Origin of the sequence: Streptomyces sp. KM273126 (assembly GCF_004337435.2) — a bacterium.
Lineage (GTDB): Bacteria > Actinomycetota > Actinomycetes > Streptomycetales > Streptomycetaceae > Streptomyces > Streptomyces acidicola.
In genome coordinates, this window is sequence record NZ_SJXB02000001.1 from 2,602,181 (window position 1) to 2,618,265 (window position 16,085).

Annotated in this window: 18 protein-coding genes and 1 tRNA gene; 11 read left to right on the top strand and 8 right to left on the bottom strand. The window is 70.0% G+C overall.

What is annotated here, in order from left to right:
• The first annotated feature begins 13 nt into the window (after positions 1-13).
• From E0500_RS11200 to xerC, 5 genes are all read left to right on the top strand, one after another.
• Complete coding sequence (locus E0500_RS11200; RefSeq protein WP_131567478.1) at positions 14-208, top strand: hypothetical protein; 195 nt, start codon at positions 14-16, stop codon at positions 206-208.
• Between the two features lie 25 nt (positions 209-233).
• Positions 234-479: a SpdD protein gene (locus E0500_RS11205; protein ID WP_131567480.1), complete on the top strand. Its 246-nt coding sequence runs from the start codon at positions 234-236 to the stop codon at positions 477-479.
• 156 nt (positions 480-635) lie between these two features.
• A complete protein-coding gene (locus E0500_RS11210; RefSeq protein ID WP_131567482.1) occupies positions 636-1,925 on the top strand; it encodes a replication initiator in 1,290 nt (429 codons plus the stop codon).
• Entirely contained in the window at positions 1,922-2,128 is a 207-nt protein-coding gene (locus tag E0500_RS11215) for an excisionase family DNA-binding protein (RefSeq protein WP_131567485.1), read from the top strand. Before E0500_RS11210 ends, E0500_RS11215 begins: the two co-directional genes overlap by 4 nt.
• Positions 2,116-3,420, top strand: coding sequence for a tyrosine-type recombinase/integrase (xerC, locus tag E0500_RS11220; protein ID WP_309505024.1), 1,305 nt, complete (start codon positions 2,116-2,118; stop codon positions 3,418-3,420). Before E0500_RS11215 ends, xerC begins: the two co-directional genes overlap by 13 nt.
• A gap of 75 nt (positions 3,421-3,495) precedes the next feature.
• Here the strand turns inward: xerC and E0500_RS11225 are convergent.
• From E0500_RS11225 to E0500_RS11235, 3 genes are all read right to left on the bottom strand, one after another.
• A tRNA-Pro gene (locus E0500_RS11225) sits at positions 3,496-3,569 on the bottom strand.
• Positions 3,570-3,658: 89 nt separating this feature from the next.
• A complete protein-coding gene (locus tag E0500_RS11230) occupies positions 3,659-4,480 on the bottom strand; it encodes a Pr6Pr family membrane protein (RefSeq protein WP_181586957.1) in 822 nt (273 codons plus the stop codon).
• Positions 4,481-4,655: 175 nt separating this feature from the next.
• Positions 4,656-5,582, bottom strand: coding sequence for a metallophosphoesterase (locus tag E0500_RS11235; RefSeq protein WP_131558583.1), 927 nt, complete (start codon positions 5,580-5,582; stop codon positions 4,656-4,658).
• A 196-nt stretch (positions 5,583-5,778) separates the two neighbouring features.
• Between E0500_RS11235 and E0500_RS11240 the strand changes: the two genes are divergently transcribed.
• Positions 5,779-6,246 (top strand): GatB/YqeY domain-containing protein, encoded by a 468-nt coding sequence (locus E0500_RS11240; protein ID WP_131558585.1) that lies wholly within the window; start codon positions 5,779-5,781, stop codon positions 6,244-6,246.
• Between the two features lie 223 nt (positions 6,247-6,469).
• Here E0500_RS11240 and E0500_RS11245 read toward each other — a convergent pair whose 3' ends face one another.
• Positions 6,470-8,746 (bottom strand): transglycosylase domain-containing protein, encoded by a 2,277-nt coding sequence (locus tag E0500_RS11245; protein WP_131558586.1) that lies wholly within the window; start codon positions 8,744-8,746, stop codon positions 6,470-6,472.
• A gap of 9 nt (positions 8,747-8,755) precedes the next feature.
• Complete coding sequence (locus E0500_RS11250) at positions 8,756-8,908, bottom strand: hypothetical protein (protein WP_165934838.1); 153 nt, start codon at positions 8,906-8,908, stop codon at positions 8,756-8,758.
• A 472-nt stretch (positions 8,909-9,380) separates the two neighbouring features.
• On the opposite strand from E0500_RS11250, the gene wblA reads away from it, so the two are divergent.
• Entirely contained in the window at positions 9,381-9,719 is a 339-nt protein-coding gene (wblA, locus tag E0500_RS11255) for a transcriptional regulator WblA (protein WP_059133594.1), read from the top strand.
• Between the two features lie 201 nt (positions 9,720-9,920).
• Here the strand turns inward: wblA and E0500_RS11260 are convergent, their stop codons facing one another.
• Both E0500_RS11260 and E0500_RS11265 read right to left on the bottom strand, forming a co-directional pair.
• Positions 9,921-11,570, bottom strand: a complete 1,650-nt coding sequence (locus E0500_RS11260) for an ArsA family ATPase (RefSeq protein WP_131558588.1) — start codon at positions 11,568-11,570, stop codon at positions 9,921-9,923.
• Complete coding sequence (locus E0500_RS11265) at positions 11,567-12,544, bottom strand: ArsA-related P-loop ATPase (protein ID WP_131558590.1); 978 nt, start codon at positions 12,542-12,544, stop codon at positions 11,567-11,569. The genes E0500_RS11260 and E0500_RS11265 overlap by 4 nt, the downstream gene beginning before the upstream one ends.
• A gap of 128 nt (positions 12,545-12,672) precedes the next feature.
• Between E0500_RS11265 and E0500_RS11270 the strand changes: the two genes are divergently transcribed.
• The 4 genes from E0500_RS11270 to E0500_RS11285 all read left to right on the top strand — a co-directional run bounded on the left by E0500_RS11270 (position 12,673) and on the right by E0500_RS11285 (position 15,120).
• Positions 12,673-12,831, top strand: coding sequence for a DUF4177 domain-containing protein (locus E0500_RS11270; RefSeq protein WP_003991873.1), 159 nt, complete (start codon positions 12,673-12,675; stop codon positions 12,829-12,831).
• A complete protein-coding gene (locus E0500_RS11275; protein WP_131558592.1) occupies positions 12,828-13,295 on the top strand; it encodes a RidA family protein in 468 nt (155 codons plus the stop codon). The genes E0500_RS11270 and E0500_RS11275 overlap by 4 nt, the downstream gene beginning before the upstream one ends.
• Before the next feature lie 99 nt (positions 13,296-13,394).
• Positions 13,395-14,264 (top strand): NUDIX domain-containing protein, encoded by an 870-nt coding sequence (locus E0500_RS11280; protein ID WP_131558594.1) that lies wholly within the window; start codon positions 13,395-13,397, stop codon positions 14,262-14,264.
• Between the two features lie 25 nt (positions 14,265-14,289).
• Positions 14,290-15,120, top strand: a complete 831-nt coding sequence (locus E0500_RS11285) for an MBL fold metallo-hydrolase (RefSeq protein ID WP_131558596.1) — start codon at positions 14,290-14,292, stop codon at positions 15,118-15,120.
• A 70-nt stretch (positions 15,121-15,190) separates the two neighbouring features.
• Here the strand turns inward: E0500_RS11285 and E0500_RS11290 are convergent, their stop codons facing one another.
• Positions 15,191-16,048: a nucleotidyltransferase domain-containing protein gene (locus E0500_RS11290; protein WP_131558598.1), complete on the bottom strand. Its 858-nt coding sequence runs from the start codon at positions 16,046-16,048 to the stop codon at positions 15,191-15,193.
• Positions 16,049-16,085 lie beyond the last annotated feature (37 nt).

Genomic DNA, 16,085 nt, shown 5'->3' on the forward strand with positions numbered 1-16,085 from the left:
GGACCCGCCTCCCGTGACCGTCAGCCTCCCGCTCGTCGTCGTCCTCGGCTTCTTCGCCTGGGGAGCGGTCAAGTTCCTCGGCGTCCGCACGTGGATCGTCGTCCTGATTGCCCTCTTCGGCTTCTGGCTCTCGCACACGTTCATGGCCCCGGCCATCGAGTCCGGCACGCGCTCCGGCGTCGGCATCGTCAACGGCTCACATGACTAGACGAGTAGATAAGGAGAACTTCGCCGTGTTCCTACCCAAGTACCCCGACAACCCGACCCCGCCGCCCACGCACACCCGCACCACGGCCGAACCGACGCCCATGCGGCGCCCAGTCCCGCAGATCTCCGTCAGCACCGGAGCCGTCGCGGCCGTCCTCGTCGGCGGAGTCGTACTGACCGCGCTCCTGGCCGCCGTCGCCGTCACGGCCGTCTCCGTGGCCGTCGCCGCCGTGGTCCTGCGCTCGATGCTCCGCGACCAGCACCGCCGCTGACGCACCAGACCCCCGGGCCGGCCTCGATACCGCCAAGCATCCGCCGCCCCGGGGGCCCTCACCCTCCCAGCCGAAGCCAGAAGGAGCAAGCCCATCATCACCCGCGCCACCCCGCCCCCGCTGACCGAACTCCGAGACCTGGCCGCCCTCGGCACCATGCCCGCCCTCCTACGCCAGCTCTCGGGCCTCGGCGGCTGCACCCACCCGATCCGCCTCGACGGCCACCGCACCGAATACGACGTGAGCACCCGCACCGGCGAGATCGGGAGCGTCCTCCACCACCTCGACTCCGCCGCCCTCCCGGCCGGACACCTCCTCGTCCGCTGCAACAACCGCCGCACCACCCGCTGCGCGGCCTGCGCCGAGGTCTACCGCCGGGACACCTTTCACCTGATCACCTCCGGCCTGCGCGGCGGCAAGGGCGTCCCCGAACGCGTCGCCGCGCACCCCCGCGTCTTCGCCACCTTCACCGCCCCTGGCTTCGGCCCCGTCCACAACCGGCCCACCGGCCCGCCCGGTTCCATCCGCCCCTGCCGCTGCGGCACCCGCCACGACCAGGACGACCCCGCCCTCGGCACCCCGCTCGACCCGGACACCTACGACTACGAAGCGGCCATCCTCTGGAACGCCCACGCCGGTCCACTGTGGCGCCGCTTCTCGACCTACCTGCGCCGTGAGGTCGCCAAGCGCGCCGGCCTCACGCAACGGACCTTCCGCGAGCACGCCCGGGTGTCCTTTGCCAAGGTCGCCGAGTACCAGAAGCGTGGCGCCGTCCACTTCCACGCCGTTATCCGCATCGACGGCCCCGAGGGCGGTGACACCCCGCCTCCCACCTGGGCCACCGCCGAGCTGCTGACCGACGCCATCCACGCCGCCGCCACCGCCGTCCGCGTCGACGGACCCGTCATCGACGGCCGGGCCCACGTCTTCACCTTCGGCCGCCAGCTCGACGTACGCACGATCCGCTCCGCCGACTTCGACGGCGGCCAGGAGCTGACCGAGCGGGCCGTCGCCTCCTACATCGCCAAGTACGCCACCAAGGGCGCCGAAACCGCGACGGGACCACTCGACCGGCCCCTGAAGTTCGTTGCCGAACTCGCCCAGCTCGACATCACCGACCACGCCCGCCGACTCATCCGCACCGCCTGGGCCCTCGGCGCCCGCAAGGACCTGGAAGACCTACGCCTGCGGGCCTGGGCCCACATGCTCGGCTTCCGCGGCCACTTCTCCACCAAGTCGCGCCGCTACTCCACCACCCTCGGCGCCCTCCGAGACGCCCGCGCCGAATGGCGCCGCGCCCAGGCAGCAACCGACGAATGGCAGACGGACACGACGTACGTCCTCGCCCACTGGGTCTTCGCCGGCACCGGCCTCAGCGCCGCCGAAGCCTGGCTCACCGCATCCCTCGAACCTGCTCTCGGGACGGAAGGAGAACCCACCCGATGACTACGACCGCGATCAGTCGGAAGTGGCACACGACAGCTGAGGTCGCCGAGATGCTCGGCTTCAGCCTCTCCAAAACCAAGATGCTCGTACTGACGGGTGAGATCCGTTCCGTGAAGATCGGTCGCAACCGCCGCATCCTCCCCGCCTGGGTCGACGAGTACGTGGAGAGCTGTACAGCAGGGGCGGAGAGGTGGTCCGTGTGAGCGGGAAGCGAGGCAATGGCGAAGGGTCCATCTACCCGTACAGGAACGGGTTCGCGGCTTACGTATGGGTGACCACCCCGGACGGCAACCGCAAACGCAAGTACGTCTACGGCCCCACTCGGAAGGACGTCCACGAGAAGTGGCTCAAGCTCCACAACGAAGCCAAGAAGGGGCCAGTGGCCACCAATATGCCAACGCTCGCGAACTACCTGGCGTACTGGCTCAAGGAGGTCGTGGAACCCAACCTCAGGCCGCTCACCGCTGCCACGTATGAGACGACCGTGCGCTTGTACATCGTCCCGCTTCTCGGCCCGAAGCGGCTCGACCGGCTGACCGTTCAGGACACGCGGGGCTGGCTCAACAGGCTTGCCGAGACGTGCCAGTGCTGCGCACAGGGCAAGGACGCCAGGCGGTCCGAAGAGCGGCAACGCTGCTGCGCCAAGGGGGAGTGCTGCCGGCAGACGCTGTCGAAGCGCTCGGTCAATGACGCCCGGACGATCCTCCGCAGCGCGCTGACCAACGCCATGGTGGAGGAGCGCATCTCCAAGAACGTCGCCCAGCTGGTGAAGGTGCAGCGAGCTCGGCGCAAGCGGCCGGACCCTTGGCCGGTCGAGGAGGCGTGCTCCTTCCTGGAAAACGCGCAGACGTGGCGGGACTACCTCTATGCCGCGTACGTGCTGATCCTCGTCCTGGGCCTGCGCAAGGGTGAGGTTCTGGGACTGACCTGGTCGGACGTGAACCTCGACACGGGGGAGCTGCACATCCGCCACCAGCTGCAGCGCGTTCGCCGGCGCCTGCTCCACACCGACACGGCCAAGACGGAAGCCTCCGAGGCGGTGCTTCCGCTGCCGGACATCTGCCTGGCGGCGCTCCGGCTCCGTAAGAAGGAGCAGGAGGTGGCGAGGGAGCGGGCCGCGGATCTCTGGACGGAATCGGACCTCGTCTTCACCACCCGCAACGGCACCCCGGTGGAGCCGCGGAACTTCACCCGCGAGTTCGACCGCCGCTGCGAGCGTGCCGGCGTCCGGCGGATCCGCGTGCACGACACCCGCCACACCTGTGCCTCGCTCTTGGCCGCCCTCGATGTCCACCCTCGGATCGCGATGCAGATCCTCCGCCACTCCGAGATCGCGGTGACCATGGAGGTCTACACGCACGTCCCCTCGGCGGACACCAGGCGGGCCCTCCGGAAGCTCGGGAAGGCTCTGGGCGGCAGCAAGCAGAGGGACGGCAAGAAGGGCAAACGCAAGCGGGAGGAGCGGCCGGACGGGGACGGCCTTCAAGAGCCATAGCGGTTGCTGTACTCCGCTGCTGTACAAACACTCAGAGGCCCATTCACGATCACGTGAATGGGCCTCTGACCAGCGTCGGGGTGGCGGGATTTGAACCCACGACCTCTTCGTCCCGAACGAAGCGCGCTGCCAAGCTGCGCTACACCCCGATTGTCGCTGCGTGTCGCGGCGACGTCGTTTACTTTAGCCCACTGGTGGCTGGAGACGAAATCCGGTTTTGCGGGAGGTGGGGGCGGGCTCACCAGTCCAGGCGGCCTCGGCGGGGGCGGACCGGGTTGGGGCGGAGGTGGTCGAGGGCGACCAGGAGGAGCCCCAGGGCGTAGCAGGCGAGGCCGATGAGGAGGGCGTTGGCGAGGACGCTCTTGTAGCCCTGGTGGTTCACGTCCAGGAAGGGGTAGAGGTACGACGCCGAGGAGCCGTCGGGCAGCAGAAAGCCGCGTGCCAGCGTGAATGCCAGGTACGCCAGGGGGTAGAGCAGCCACGTTGCCGCGAGGGCCGGGCGCAGAGGGGCGGGGCGGGTGAAGAGCAGCCAGTCCGCGACCACCGCGAGGGGGAGCAGTGTGTGGAGGAGCGGGTTGGCCGGTGCGGGCCAGCCCGCGAGCGTGGCGACCTCGGCCGTTCCTGTCCCGGCTCCCGCTCCCGCGCCCGGGGCCGGGACCGGAGTCGGTCCCATCGTGAGGAAGGCGGTCGAGCCCCCCGTGAGGATCACGTGGGAGATCAGGGCCGCGATCGAGATGTACAGCAGCGTGCCGCCCGTCACCCGGGGTGGCAGGGGGCGGCGGGCCGTCCAGGCCCGTGACGCCGAGGAGGCGAAGACCACCGCCACCAGCACGCCGGTCTGGATCATGAAGTAGCTGAGAACGTGGAGCGGGCTGCCCAGGAGCAGCTCGACGCCCACGCCCGCTGCTGCCGCCAGCGCCACCATCAGACGGAAGGCGGCCGCTACCGGGCGCCGGTTCGGTGCCACCACCGCACTCGCGGGGACGACGGACTGCAGCGGCGCGGGCATGCCCGTTATCGCGGGCAGGTCGGGTATGTCCCTGGGTATCGGCGTGGTCATGCGTTCACGCTAAGTCGCGTCGGCAAAACCGGCTAAATGGGGCACTCCGTATGAGTGAGGTGCTGGGGACGTGCCGGGGGCATGCCAGGGATGTGCGGAGGGCGCGTCAGGGGGCGTCTCAGAGGAAGCCCCCCCCGTGACGTGCAGCCGTCGTCAGAGAGTCACCGTGCTGGTTTCACTCCCGTCCCACCAGCGTCAGCAGTGATGCCTCGGGCGGGCAGGCGAACCGTACCGGCGTGTAGCGGTTCGTGCCGCAGCCCGCCGATACGTGGAGGTACGCCGTCTGCTCGTCCGCCGTGTGTGTGGACAGGCCCTTCACTCGGTCCGTGTCCAGGTCGCAGTTGGTCACGAGCGCGCCGTAGAAGGGGATGCAGAGCTGGCCGCCGTGGGTGTGGCCGGCGAGGACCAGGGGGTAACCGTCCGCGGTGAAGGCGTCCAGCGAGCGTAGATACGGGGCGTGCACCACGCCCATCGAGAAGTCGGCCGATTCGGAGGGGCCACCCGCCACGCGCGCGTACCGGTCCCGCTTGATGTGCGGGTCGTCCAGGCCGGTCAGCTCCACCTCCGTGCCCTCGATCTTCAGCGTGCCGCGCGTGTTCGTGAGGTTCAGCCAGCCCGCCGTGTCGAAGCCGTCCCGCAACTCCTCCCAGGGGTTGTGGATGACGCCCACCGCCGGTGCGTTGCCGTTCAGACCGTGGCGGCCCTGGGACTTCTCCAGCAGATAGCGGGCGGGGTTGCGCAGCTTCGGGCCGTAGTAGTCGTTCGAACCGAAGACGTACGCCCCCGGGAACTCCATCAGCGGGCCAAGCGCGTCCAGTACCTCGGGGACGCCCTCCGGGTCGGAGAGGTTGTCCCCGGTGTTGATGACGAAGTCGGGGCGCAGCCCGGCCAGCGAGCGCAGCCAGCGTTGCTTCTTGCGCTGTCCGCTCACCATGTGGATGTCGGAGATCTGGAGTATGCGCAGCGGCCGCATGCCGGACGGCAGCACCGGCACCGTCACCCGGCGCAGCCGGAACGAGCGGGCCTCGATTCCCGCCGCATAGACCAGACCGGCGGCGCCCACCGCCGCGATCCCCAGAGGTACTCCGTATCGCGCTCGCATACACCCATCGTGTCAGACCCGCACGACACCTCGCGCAGCCTGTGGATAACCATGGCCCGTCGCGGTCGGCATCCCCAAGTCCCCCTGTGGACAAGGCGGAAGAGCTGAGGCAGGCCGGGCCGCACGCGGCCGCGCCCAGCCACGCCCCGTGAAATCAACGGGCGGCCGACCCAGCGCACCTGCGACAATCGATCTCATGACCACGCTCAAGTCGAAGCTGCAGGAACACCTCAACGCCGCGATCAAGGAGCGCGACGAGCTCCGCTCCTCGACGCTCCGGCTGACGCTCGCCGCGATCACCAAGGAGGAGGTCGCGGGCAAGGAGAAGCGCGAGCTCTCCGACGACGAGGTCCTGAAGGTGATCACCAAGGAGGCGAAGAAGCGGCGCGAGGCCGCGGACGCCTTCGCGCACGGTGGCCGGGTCGAGCAGGCCGAGCGGGAGAAGGCGGAGGGCGAGGTCCTCGCCGCCTATCTGCCCAAGCAGCTCTCGGACGAGGAGCTCCGGCAGATCGTCGCCCAGGCCGTCGAGGAGGCGAAGGCGGCCGGTGCCGAGGGGCCGCGCGCGATGGGCCAGGTCATGAAGATCGTCAACCCGAAGGTGGCGGGCCAGGCCGAGGGCGGTCGCGTCGCCGCGGTGGTCAAGCAGCTTCTCGCGGGCGGCTGAGCGGCGCTTCCGGGCGGCTGAGCAGCGCTTCCGGGCGATACGTCCACGGCTCTCGGCGCGCTGCGATACGTCTGCCACGTCTTCTGTCACGTCTGTCACGGCCCGGCCGTGTGCGCGGCGGCGCCTGTGGAGGCTCCGAATGCGGCGGTGGGGTGCCCCTTTACCCAGGGGGCACCCCACCGCCGTATCCAGCCGACCGGTTATCCATCGGCCGGCCGACCGGTCAGCCGCCGAAGCCGCCGCCGTTCCCCCTGCCGCCGTTCCCCTGCCCCTGGATGAAGCCCTCCGGGATGGAGAAGGACGGGGTGGGGAAATCGCCGCCGGTGCCGCCGTCGACCAGGCCGCCGTTGTTGCCGTTCCCCTTGTTGTCGTTGTTGCCCCCGCCGTCGCGGCCCTTGTCCCGGCCACGGTCGCGATCGCGGTCCCGTTCGTCGGGGATGTTGATCAGGTTGAAGTCGGGTGCGTCCTTGCCCACCAGCGCGCCGCTCATCATGTCGCGCCAGATCGGGCCGGGGACCCCACCGCCGTACACCTTGGCGTGGTAGTTGCCGCCGATCCTGATGTCGACCATGCGCCGCTTGTGCGCCGGGTCGCCGACCCAGACGGCCCCCGCCATGTTCGGCGTATAGCCCACGAACCAGGCCGCGTAGCGGCCGTCCGTCGTACCGGTCTTGCCCGCGCTGGGGCGGCTGCCGAGACCCGCCTGCGTACCCGTACCGTCCTCGACCACGCCCTTGAGCAGGGTGTTCAACGTGTCGGCGGTGGTCTCCGACATCGCACGCGAACAGGTCGACTTCGGGACATCGAGGGACTTCGTCGTCCCGCCGACGCTCTGCTTGATCGACTCGATGGCGACCGGCGTGCAGTACATGCCGCGTGAGGCGAAGGTCGCGTACGCGTTCGCCATCGTCAGCGGCGACATCTCCTGGGTTCCGAGGGCGATCGACGGGTTCTGGCCCATCTCGCCGCCGTCCGCGCGGTTCACGCCCATCTCCGTGGCCATCTTGGTGACCGGGCAGATACCGATGTCGGCGATCAACTGCACGTAGTAGGTGTTGACCGACTTCGCGGTCGCCTCCTTCATGCGGTACGGGCCGACCTCCGACTTGTTCTCGTTGGTGAGCTTGGCGCCCTCGGTGTTCGTCCAGTTCTTGCCGTCGCAGGCCGAGATCGGGCTCGGGTAGGCCATCTCGTACGGCGACGAGTACTGCTTCGTCGGGGCCATGCCGTCCTCGATGGCGGCCGCGGCGACGATCGGCTTGAACGTCGAACCGGGCTGGTACCCGGCGCCGCCGCCCATGTCCTTGTCGACCGAGAGGTTGATCGTCGTCTCGTTCTGCTTGGTGTCGATGCCGTACGGGCGGGACTGGCCCATCGCCAGGATCTTGCCGGTGCCGGGCTCGACGACGCTGGCGGCGGTCGCCACGTCGTCGCTCTGGTTGACGTGAGTCTTGATCGAGTCCTGGACCGACTGCTGGGCCTGCGGGTCCATCGTCGTCCGGATCGTCAGGCCGCCCTGGTTCCAGATCTTGGCCCGCGCCTCCTTGGACTTGCCGAAGACCGGGTCGTTCAGGAACACCTCGCGCACGTAGTCGCAGAAGAAGCCGGCGCCCTTGACCGCCGTGATGCAGCCGTTCTTCGGCTTGCTGACGTCGAGCCCGAGGGGCGCACTCTTGGCCTTGTCCGCCTGCGCCCGGGAGATGTCGCCGACGTCGGCCATGCGCTGCAGCACCAGGTTGCGCCGCTTCTTGGCCTCCGCCTCGTCGTTGATCGGGTCGTAACGCGTCGGCGACTGGACGATGCCGGCGAGGAGCGCGGCCTCGTCGAGCTCCAGGTCCTTCGCGGGCTTGGAGAAGTAGCGCTGGGCGGCGGCCTCGATGCCGTACGCCTGCTGCCCGAAGAACGTGATGTTGAGGTAGTTCTCCAGGATCTTCTTCTTGCCGAGCTCTTCTTCGAGCTGGATCGCGACCTTCAGCTCGCGGATCTTGCGGCCGAGGGTCTGCTGGGTGGCCTGGGCGACCTTCGTCGGGTCGTCGCCGGCCTCCTCCACCGCGACGTTCTTCACGAGCTGCTGCGTCAGCGTGGACGCGCCCTGCTCGACGCCGCCGCTCTGCGCGTTCTTGTTGAGGGCGCGCAGGATGCCCTTGAGGTCGACCGCGCCGTGCACGTAGAAGCGCGAGTCCTCGATCGCGACGATCGCCTTCTGCATGACGGGCGCGATGTCCTTGAGTTCGACCACCGTGCGGTCACGGGAGTAGACCGTGGCGATCTGGCCGCCCTGGTTGTCGAGGATCGTCGTGCGCTGGCTCAGGGGCGGGCGCTTCAGGTTGGCCGGGAGCTCGTCGAACCCCTCCACCGATCCCTTCGCGGCCAGCCCGAGGGCGCCGACCGCGGGCAGTGCGATGCCCGCCATGACGGCACCCGCGAGCACGCTGACACCGAGGAACTTGGCGGCCTGCTGCGTTGGCGACAGACCTCCGCCCGAGCGCTTGTTTGGCATGGGGGCAGCCTAATCCGTAGTGATGAGCGTTCCGAGGGAGCGGGTGCCCCTCGGGATGTTCGAGTACAGGATCGTGACATCTCGGGGCAGCCGGGCGTGCAACGACCCCGCGTAGAGCGCGTGCGTGGCGCTGGTGTTGATGCTGATGGTGACTACGGTCACTCGGGCGCCGGGCACGGATGGCCCCGGGCGGATGGTGCGGGGTGGACGCCTGATGCCAGGGCAACGGATGTGTCTACGTTCTCATTCGCCGGACACGCGCATATGCCTTGGCCTAAGCTGCTCTCGACTGTCACGGCAGTAGGCCCACGTATCAAGTACGTCTGGCGAACCCGAATCGTTCCGACGTTCTCCCCACTTTTTTTCGGGGGCGTGTCCGAATTCGCCGTGTGTGTCACCTGGCGTCCATTGTGACGTGGCTCAACTGTCCCGTTCTGACGGGAAAGTCACGTATGACCCCAGGTCACTCCCGCGGGTGATCTGCCGCTTACCCATAGTCCGTTCGGGCCATTCAAGATTGGGCCCGAAGGGGGTGTTGCGCTGTGCCCACCTTCCGTAACGTCCTCAACTGGCGGCGGTGAATATGCCGCTGCCGCCGTGGGGGAGCCTCGATTCGGGAGAGGACGGCGCCGGTATGGGCTGGGTAACCGACTGGAGTGCGCAGGCTGCCTGCCGCACTACCGATCCGGATGAACTGTTCGTTCAGGGAGCAGCGCAGAACAGGGCCAAGGCGGTGTGCACCGGATGTCCGGTACGCACGGAGTGCCTGGCCGACGCGCTGGACAACCGCGTGGAGTTCGGCGTGTGGGGAGGCATGACGGAGCGCGAGCGCCGCGCACTGCTGCGCAGGCGTCCGACTGTCACGTCATGGCGCAGGCTGCTGGAGACCGCACGTACGGAGTACGAGCGCGGCGCGGGCCTGCTGCCGCTCGACGAGGAAGAGGTGTACGAGAACTACGCCGCGGTGGGCTGAGCAGACCGAGGGCGGCTCCTGCGTATTGACTGGTACTGACTGCCGGGGCACCGAGGGCGCCCTTGTGGCGTCGGCGAGTCGGCAGATGCGCCGACCTCCGGGTGCCCCAGGCTTCCGGGTGCTGGTGCCCGCGGTCTCTGGAGGCCTCCGTGCCGGGTGTGTACCCGGCAGGCCTCCGTACCGCTTGTGGCTACCGGACGCTCAGGCGTCGGTGGTGGGCAGCTCCGGCCGTATGGCCGCGAGCCGGTGACCGATGTCCCGCAGTCCCGCGAGGTCATGGACGTCGCCGGGCAGTGCGCCGACTTCGGCCACGGCCACCTCGGGGTGGAGCGCGGTGAAGCGATCGCGAGTGCGCTGCTCGCGGGAGAGCAGCTGCATGCGCTCGGCGTGCAATCTCAGCAGGCCTGCGGTGAGTTGGTCGACGGTCCGGTCCGTCCGGTCCGCGGTGGCCCGGTCTGCGGCGGGGGAGCCTGCTTCGGGTGCGGGAACCTCGGACTCGTGACCCTCGGATGCGGGAGATGCTGAACTGCCGTACGCGTCGGGAGAGTTACGAAGTCCTACTTTCCCGTCCACCTGATCGACAATGCGGGAATCGGCAAGATTTTCCGCGGCGACGGGGTCGGCAGGGTCGGCCGCGGCCGGATCGGCCGTGGTCAGGTCGGCTGTGGCCGGCTCGGCAGCGGGGGGATCGGCCACGGAGGGCTCCGCCGCAGAGGCATCAGCGACGGGGCGATCGGCCGCAGGAGCCCCGGCCGCGGAGGGATCAGCCGCAGCGGAATCCGTCTCGGGGGAATCGGTCTCGGGGGAATCGGCCGCAGGGGGATCCGCGTGATCGTCCGCGAGGTCGAGGTTCTCCGCAGCGGCGAGTGCGCGCTCGGCGGACAGCTGGGCTGCGCCGCTGCCGTGGACCCGGTTGAGCACCAGACCGGCGAGCGGCATGTCCTCGGCGGCCAGCCGCTCCACGAAGTACGCGGCCTCGCGCAGTGCGTCCCGCTCCGGGGCCGCCACCACCAGAAACGCCGTGCCGGGCGCCTGCAGCAGCTTGTACGTGGCGTCCGCGCGCGTGCGGAAGCCGCCGAACATCGAGTCCATGGCGGCCACGAAGGTCTGCACGTCCTTCAGGAGCTGGCCGCCGAGGAGCTTCCCGAGGGCGCCCGTCATCATCGACATCCCGACGTTCAGGAACTTCATCCCCGCACGCCCGCCCACCTTCGCGGGCGCCAGCAGCACCCGGATCAGCTTCCCGTCCAGGAAGGACCCCAGCCGCTTCGGGGCGTCCAGGAAGTCCAGCGCGGAGCGCGACGGCGGTGTGTCGACGACGATCAGGTCCCACTCGTCCCGGGCGCGCAGCTGCCCCAGCTTCTCCATCGCCATGTACTCCTGCGTGCCCGCGAAGCCCGCCGAGAGTGACTGGTAGAAGGGGTTGCCCAGGATGGCGGACGCCCGCTCGGGGTCCGCGTGCGCCTCGACGATCTCGTCGAAGGTGCGCTTCATGTCGAGCATCATGGCGTGCAGTTCGCCGCCGGCGGAGTCGTCGATGCCCTTCACCCGGCGCGGCACGTTGTCCAGCGAGTCGATGCCCATGGACTGCGCCAGCCTGCGCGCCGGATCGATGGTGAGCACCACGACCTTGCGGCCGCGTTCGGCGGCACGCAGCCCCAGGGCCGCCGCCGTCGTCGTCTTGCCGACGCCCCCGGAGCCGCAGCACACCACGATGCGGGTCTTCGGGTCGTCGATCAGCGGATCGACCGCCAGGGCGCGGGTGGAGGCGATCGCCCGATGGGGGTCGTGCGCGTGGGCCGAGTCGCGCGTGGAGGCCAAGCTGTGCGTGGGGGCCGGGTCCTGACTCATGAGATCCCTTGCTGACGCAGTTCCGTGGCCAGTTCGTACAGGCCCGCCAGGTCCATGCCCTCGGCGAGCAGCGGGAGTTCGTGCAGCGGCAGGCCCAGCTCCCGAAGTACGGCCCGCTGCTCGTGCTCCAGGGTGTGGCGCTCGGCGTACTCGGCGGCCTGCTCCAGCAGCGGATCCACGAGCCGCTCGGCGTGGCCACCGCGCCGCGCTCCGCCGAGGCCGGCCGCCGAGAGCGACCTGGCGATGGACGGACGGGACGCGGCCTGCAGGAACTCCAGGTCGTCGCCGTCGAGTAGGGCCGGACGCACCATGTTCACGATGATCCGGCCCAACGGAAGCCGGGCCGAGCGCAGGTCCGCGATGCCGTCCACGGTCTCCTGGACGGGCATCTCCTCCAGGAGCGTCACCAGGTGCACGGCGGTCTCGCGGGACTTCAGGACCCGCATCACCGCCTGGGCCTGATTGTGTATCGGGCCGATCTTCGCCAGGCCCGCCACCTCGTCGTTCACGTTCAGGAAGCGGGTGATGCGGCCCGTGGGCGGCGCGTCCATCACCACGTAGTCGTACAGGAACCGGCCGCTCTTGTCCTTGCGGCGCACCGCCTCGCACGCCTTGCCGGTCAGGAGCACGTCCCTGAGGCCCGGCGCGATGGTGGTGGCGAAGTCGATGGCGCCGAGCTTCTTCAGGGCGCGGCCTGCACCGCCCAGCTTGTAGAACATCTGGAGGTAGTCCAGAAGAGCCAGTTCGGGATCGATCGCGAGCGCGTACACCTCGCCACCGCCCGGAGCCACGGCGATCTTCCGCTCCTCGTACGGCAGTGCCTCCGTCTCGAAGACCTGCGCGATGCCCTGCCTGCCCTCCACCTCGACGAGAAGAGTGCGCTTGCCCTCGGTCGCGAGGGCGAGCGCGAGTGCTGCGGCGACCGTGGTCTTTCCGGTACCGCCCTTGCCGCTGACGACCTGGAGCCTGCTCACGCCTTCGAGCCTAACCAGTCCGTGCACGGCCTACGCGGGAGGCTGTGGATAACGCGGCTGGGGTCGGCCGCATGACTCCCGCACGACTGCCGCATGACCCCCGCCGCGCAGCGGCTAGAGTCGGCCACATGACCAAGTGGGAATACGCAACCGTGCCGCTGCTCGTCCACGCCACGAAGCAGATTCTGGACACCTGGGGCGAGGACGGCTGGGAGCTCGTCCAGGTCGTGCCCGGGCCGAACAACCCCGAGCAGCTGGTGGCCTACCTGAAGCGGGAGAAGCAGTGAGCGCCGTCGAGGCGAAGCTCGCCGAGCTCGGACTGACCCTGCCCGAGGTCGTCCCGCCGCTCGCCGCGTACCAGCCCGCCGTGCGGTCGGGCGTGTACGTGTACACCGCCGGGCAGCTGCCCATGGTGGACGGCAAGCTGCCGGTCACCGGCAAGGTCGGCGCGGAGGTCACCCCGGAGGAGGCCAAGGGCCTGGCCCGCACCTGCGCGCTCAACGCGCTCGCCGCGGTCAAGTCGGTCGCCGGTGACCTCGACCGCGTCGCGCGCGTGGTGAAGGTCGTGGGCTTCGTCGCCTCGGCCCCCGACTTCACGGGCCAGCCCGCCGTCCTCAACGGCGCCAGTGAACTGCTCGGCGAGGTCCTCGGCGACAAGGGCGTCCACGCCCGCAGCGCCGTCGGCGTGGCGGTGCTCCCGCTGGACGCGCCGGTGGAGGTCGAGATCCAGGTGGAGCTGACGGAGGGCTGAGCGATGGCTCTGACCCCTGGAACGTGTCCTGGAACGCGTCCCTGGAGCAACCGATTGTTGCCTCTCGAACATCAGCGCACTACGGGATAGCCTCCGGCCATGGCGAACGGTCAGTGGTACCCACCGGAGTGGCCGGAACGCATCCGCTCGCTGGCGGAGGGCACGCTCACCCCGGTCGTCCCGAAGAGGGCGGCCACGGTCATCCTGCTCAAGGACACCGACGGCACCCCCGTGGTGCACATGCTGCGCAGACGCGCCTCCATGGCCTTCGCCGGGGGCGCGTACGCGTATCCGGGCGGTGGTGTGGACCCCCGCGACGACGAGCTCCACATCCGCTGGGCGGGCCCCACGCGCGCGTGGTGGGCGGACAGGCTGGGGGTCGACGAGACCGGCGCCCAGGCCGTCGTCTGCGCGGCCGTACGCGAGACCTACGAGGAGGCGGGCGTCCTCCTCGCGGGCCCGACCGCCGACTCCGTGGTCGGCGACACGACGGGGGAGGACTGGGAGGCGGACCGCGCGGCCGTGGCCGCCCGTGACCTGTCCTTCGCGGAGTTCCTGGAGCGCAGGGGCCTGGTGCTGCGTTCCGATCTCCTCGGCGTGTGGACCCGCTGGATCACCCCGGAGTTCGAGCCCCGCCGCTACGACACCTGGTTCTTCGTGGCCGTCCTCCCGGAGGGGCAGCGCACTCGCAACGCCTCCACGGAGGCCGACCGCACCGTGTGGATCCGCCCCCGGGACGCGGCCGACGCGTACGACAAGGGCGAGCTGCTGATGATGCCGCCCACCATCGCGACCCTGCGCCAGCTCGTCCCGTACGCCACGGCCGCGGAGGCACTGGCCGCCGCGCCCGGCCGGGACATGACCCCGGTCCTGGCGCGGGCGCGCCTGGAAGAGGGCGAGATCGTCCTCTCCTGGCCCGGTCACGACGAGTTCACCAAGCACATCCCGACGGGGGGAACCTCCGCATGAGCAACGTCCCGGAAGAGGCCCCCGCATGACGGACGCCGCCGCACTTCCCGGCCAGCCACGGGGCACGGTCGTCTCGGGCACCGCCACCCCGCGCGCCGTCAACGTGCTCGCGCCCAACGCGTCCCCGATGACCCTCGACGGCACGAACACCTGGATCCTGTCCGAGCCCGACTCCGAGCTGGCGGTCGTCGTCGACCCGGGGCCGCTGGACGACGGGCACCTGCGGAACGTCGTCGACACGGCGGACAGGGCCGGAAAACGGTTCGCGCTGACGCTGCTCACGCATGGGCACCCCGACCACGCGGAAGGCGCGGCGCGGTTCGCCGAGCTGACGGGGACCAAGGTGCGCGCTCTGGACCCGGCACTGCGGCTCGGGGACGAGGGGCTGGGCGCGGGCGAGGTGGTGGCCGTCGGCGGGCTGGAGCTGCGGGTCGTCTCCACGCCCGGGCACACCGCGGACTCGCTGTGCTTCCATCTCCCGGCCGATCGGGCGGTCCTGACGGGTGACACCGTCCTGGGCCGCGGAACGACGGTCGTGGCCCACCCGGACGGCCGTCTCGGGGACTATCTCGACTCCCTGCGGCGGCTCCGGTCCCTGACCGTCGACGACGGCGTTAACACCGTCCTCCCAGGCCACGGTCCCGTCCTCGACGACGCCCAGGGCGCCGTCGAGTTCTATCTCGCCCATCGCGCCCACCGGCTCGCCCAGATCGAGACGGCATTCGAGGACGGCTACCGCACGGCGGACGAGATCGTGGCCCACGTGTACGCGGACGTGAACCGGTCACTGTGGCCGGCGGCCGAGCTGTCGGTGCGGGCGCAGCTGGACTACCTGACGGAACACGGGCTGATCTGACACCGGGCTACTGCCAGGGGCTGCCCCGGGCTACTGAAAGGCGCCGCCTCAGGAGTTCGGAGAGGCTGCCTCAGGGGCGTGCCGCCTTGACGCCGTGCACGCGCGCGTACTCCTCGGCGAGCCACGGGCCGAGGTCGTCCACGTAGCAGCGCAGGACGGCCGGGGCGGGGCCCGGCTCGTACGCCGCGACCGCCGCCGACCGCATCTGGCCGGCGCGCTCCGGGTAGTACTGCCCGAACACCTCGGCCATCTCGTGCAGGTCGCTGGTCCAGCCGTTCCAACGGGGCATGACCAGCGTGAAGCCGGTGCGGACGAGGCGTCGGGAGACACCGCGGACGAGGGAGCGCCGGGATTCCTCGGCGGCCGCGTCGCCGGACGCGCCCCCGGCCACCTCCTCGATCCGTTTGCGCCACCGCTGGAGGTGCAGCGCGAGATCGCCGTTGGTCTCACGCGCGAGGAGCGAGTCCGGGCGGTAGCGGGGGAGGCACTCGGCGAGGTCCTCGCCCAGGAGGGGCGTGCAGAGGCAGGCGACGAACCAGCCCAGGTCGTACCTCTCCAGGTCACTCAGCAGCCGCGCACGGCTGTGGAGCAGGGTGCCGGAGCCGTCGATCGGCGGGAACTCCTGGTCGAGCGCCTCATCGAGGGCACGGGCCTCCGCGCGGTCCGCGTCCGTGGGTTCCTCGCGGAGGGCGACGAGGAGGTCGAGGTCGCTGCGCCCCACGCGCGCGGTGCCGCGGGGGACCGAGCCGTAGAGGTACGCGCTGTGCAGGCGAGTGCCGAAGGCGTCGAGGATCCGGTCTCGCGCGGTGGCGACGACCGGACGGAAGGCTTGGGGTATCCGCCCCAGGGACCCCTCACGTTCGATGCAGCCCTGCGGGTCGAGCCCTCTGGGGGACCTGGGGGCTCTGGAGCGCTTGGTTCCGGCCATGTGATCACCGTGAACGGGGCCCCGCACTCCAGGAGGC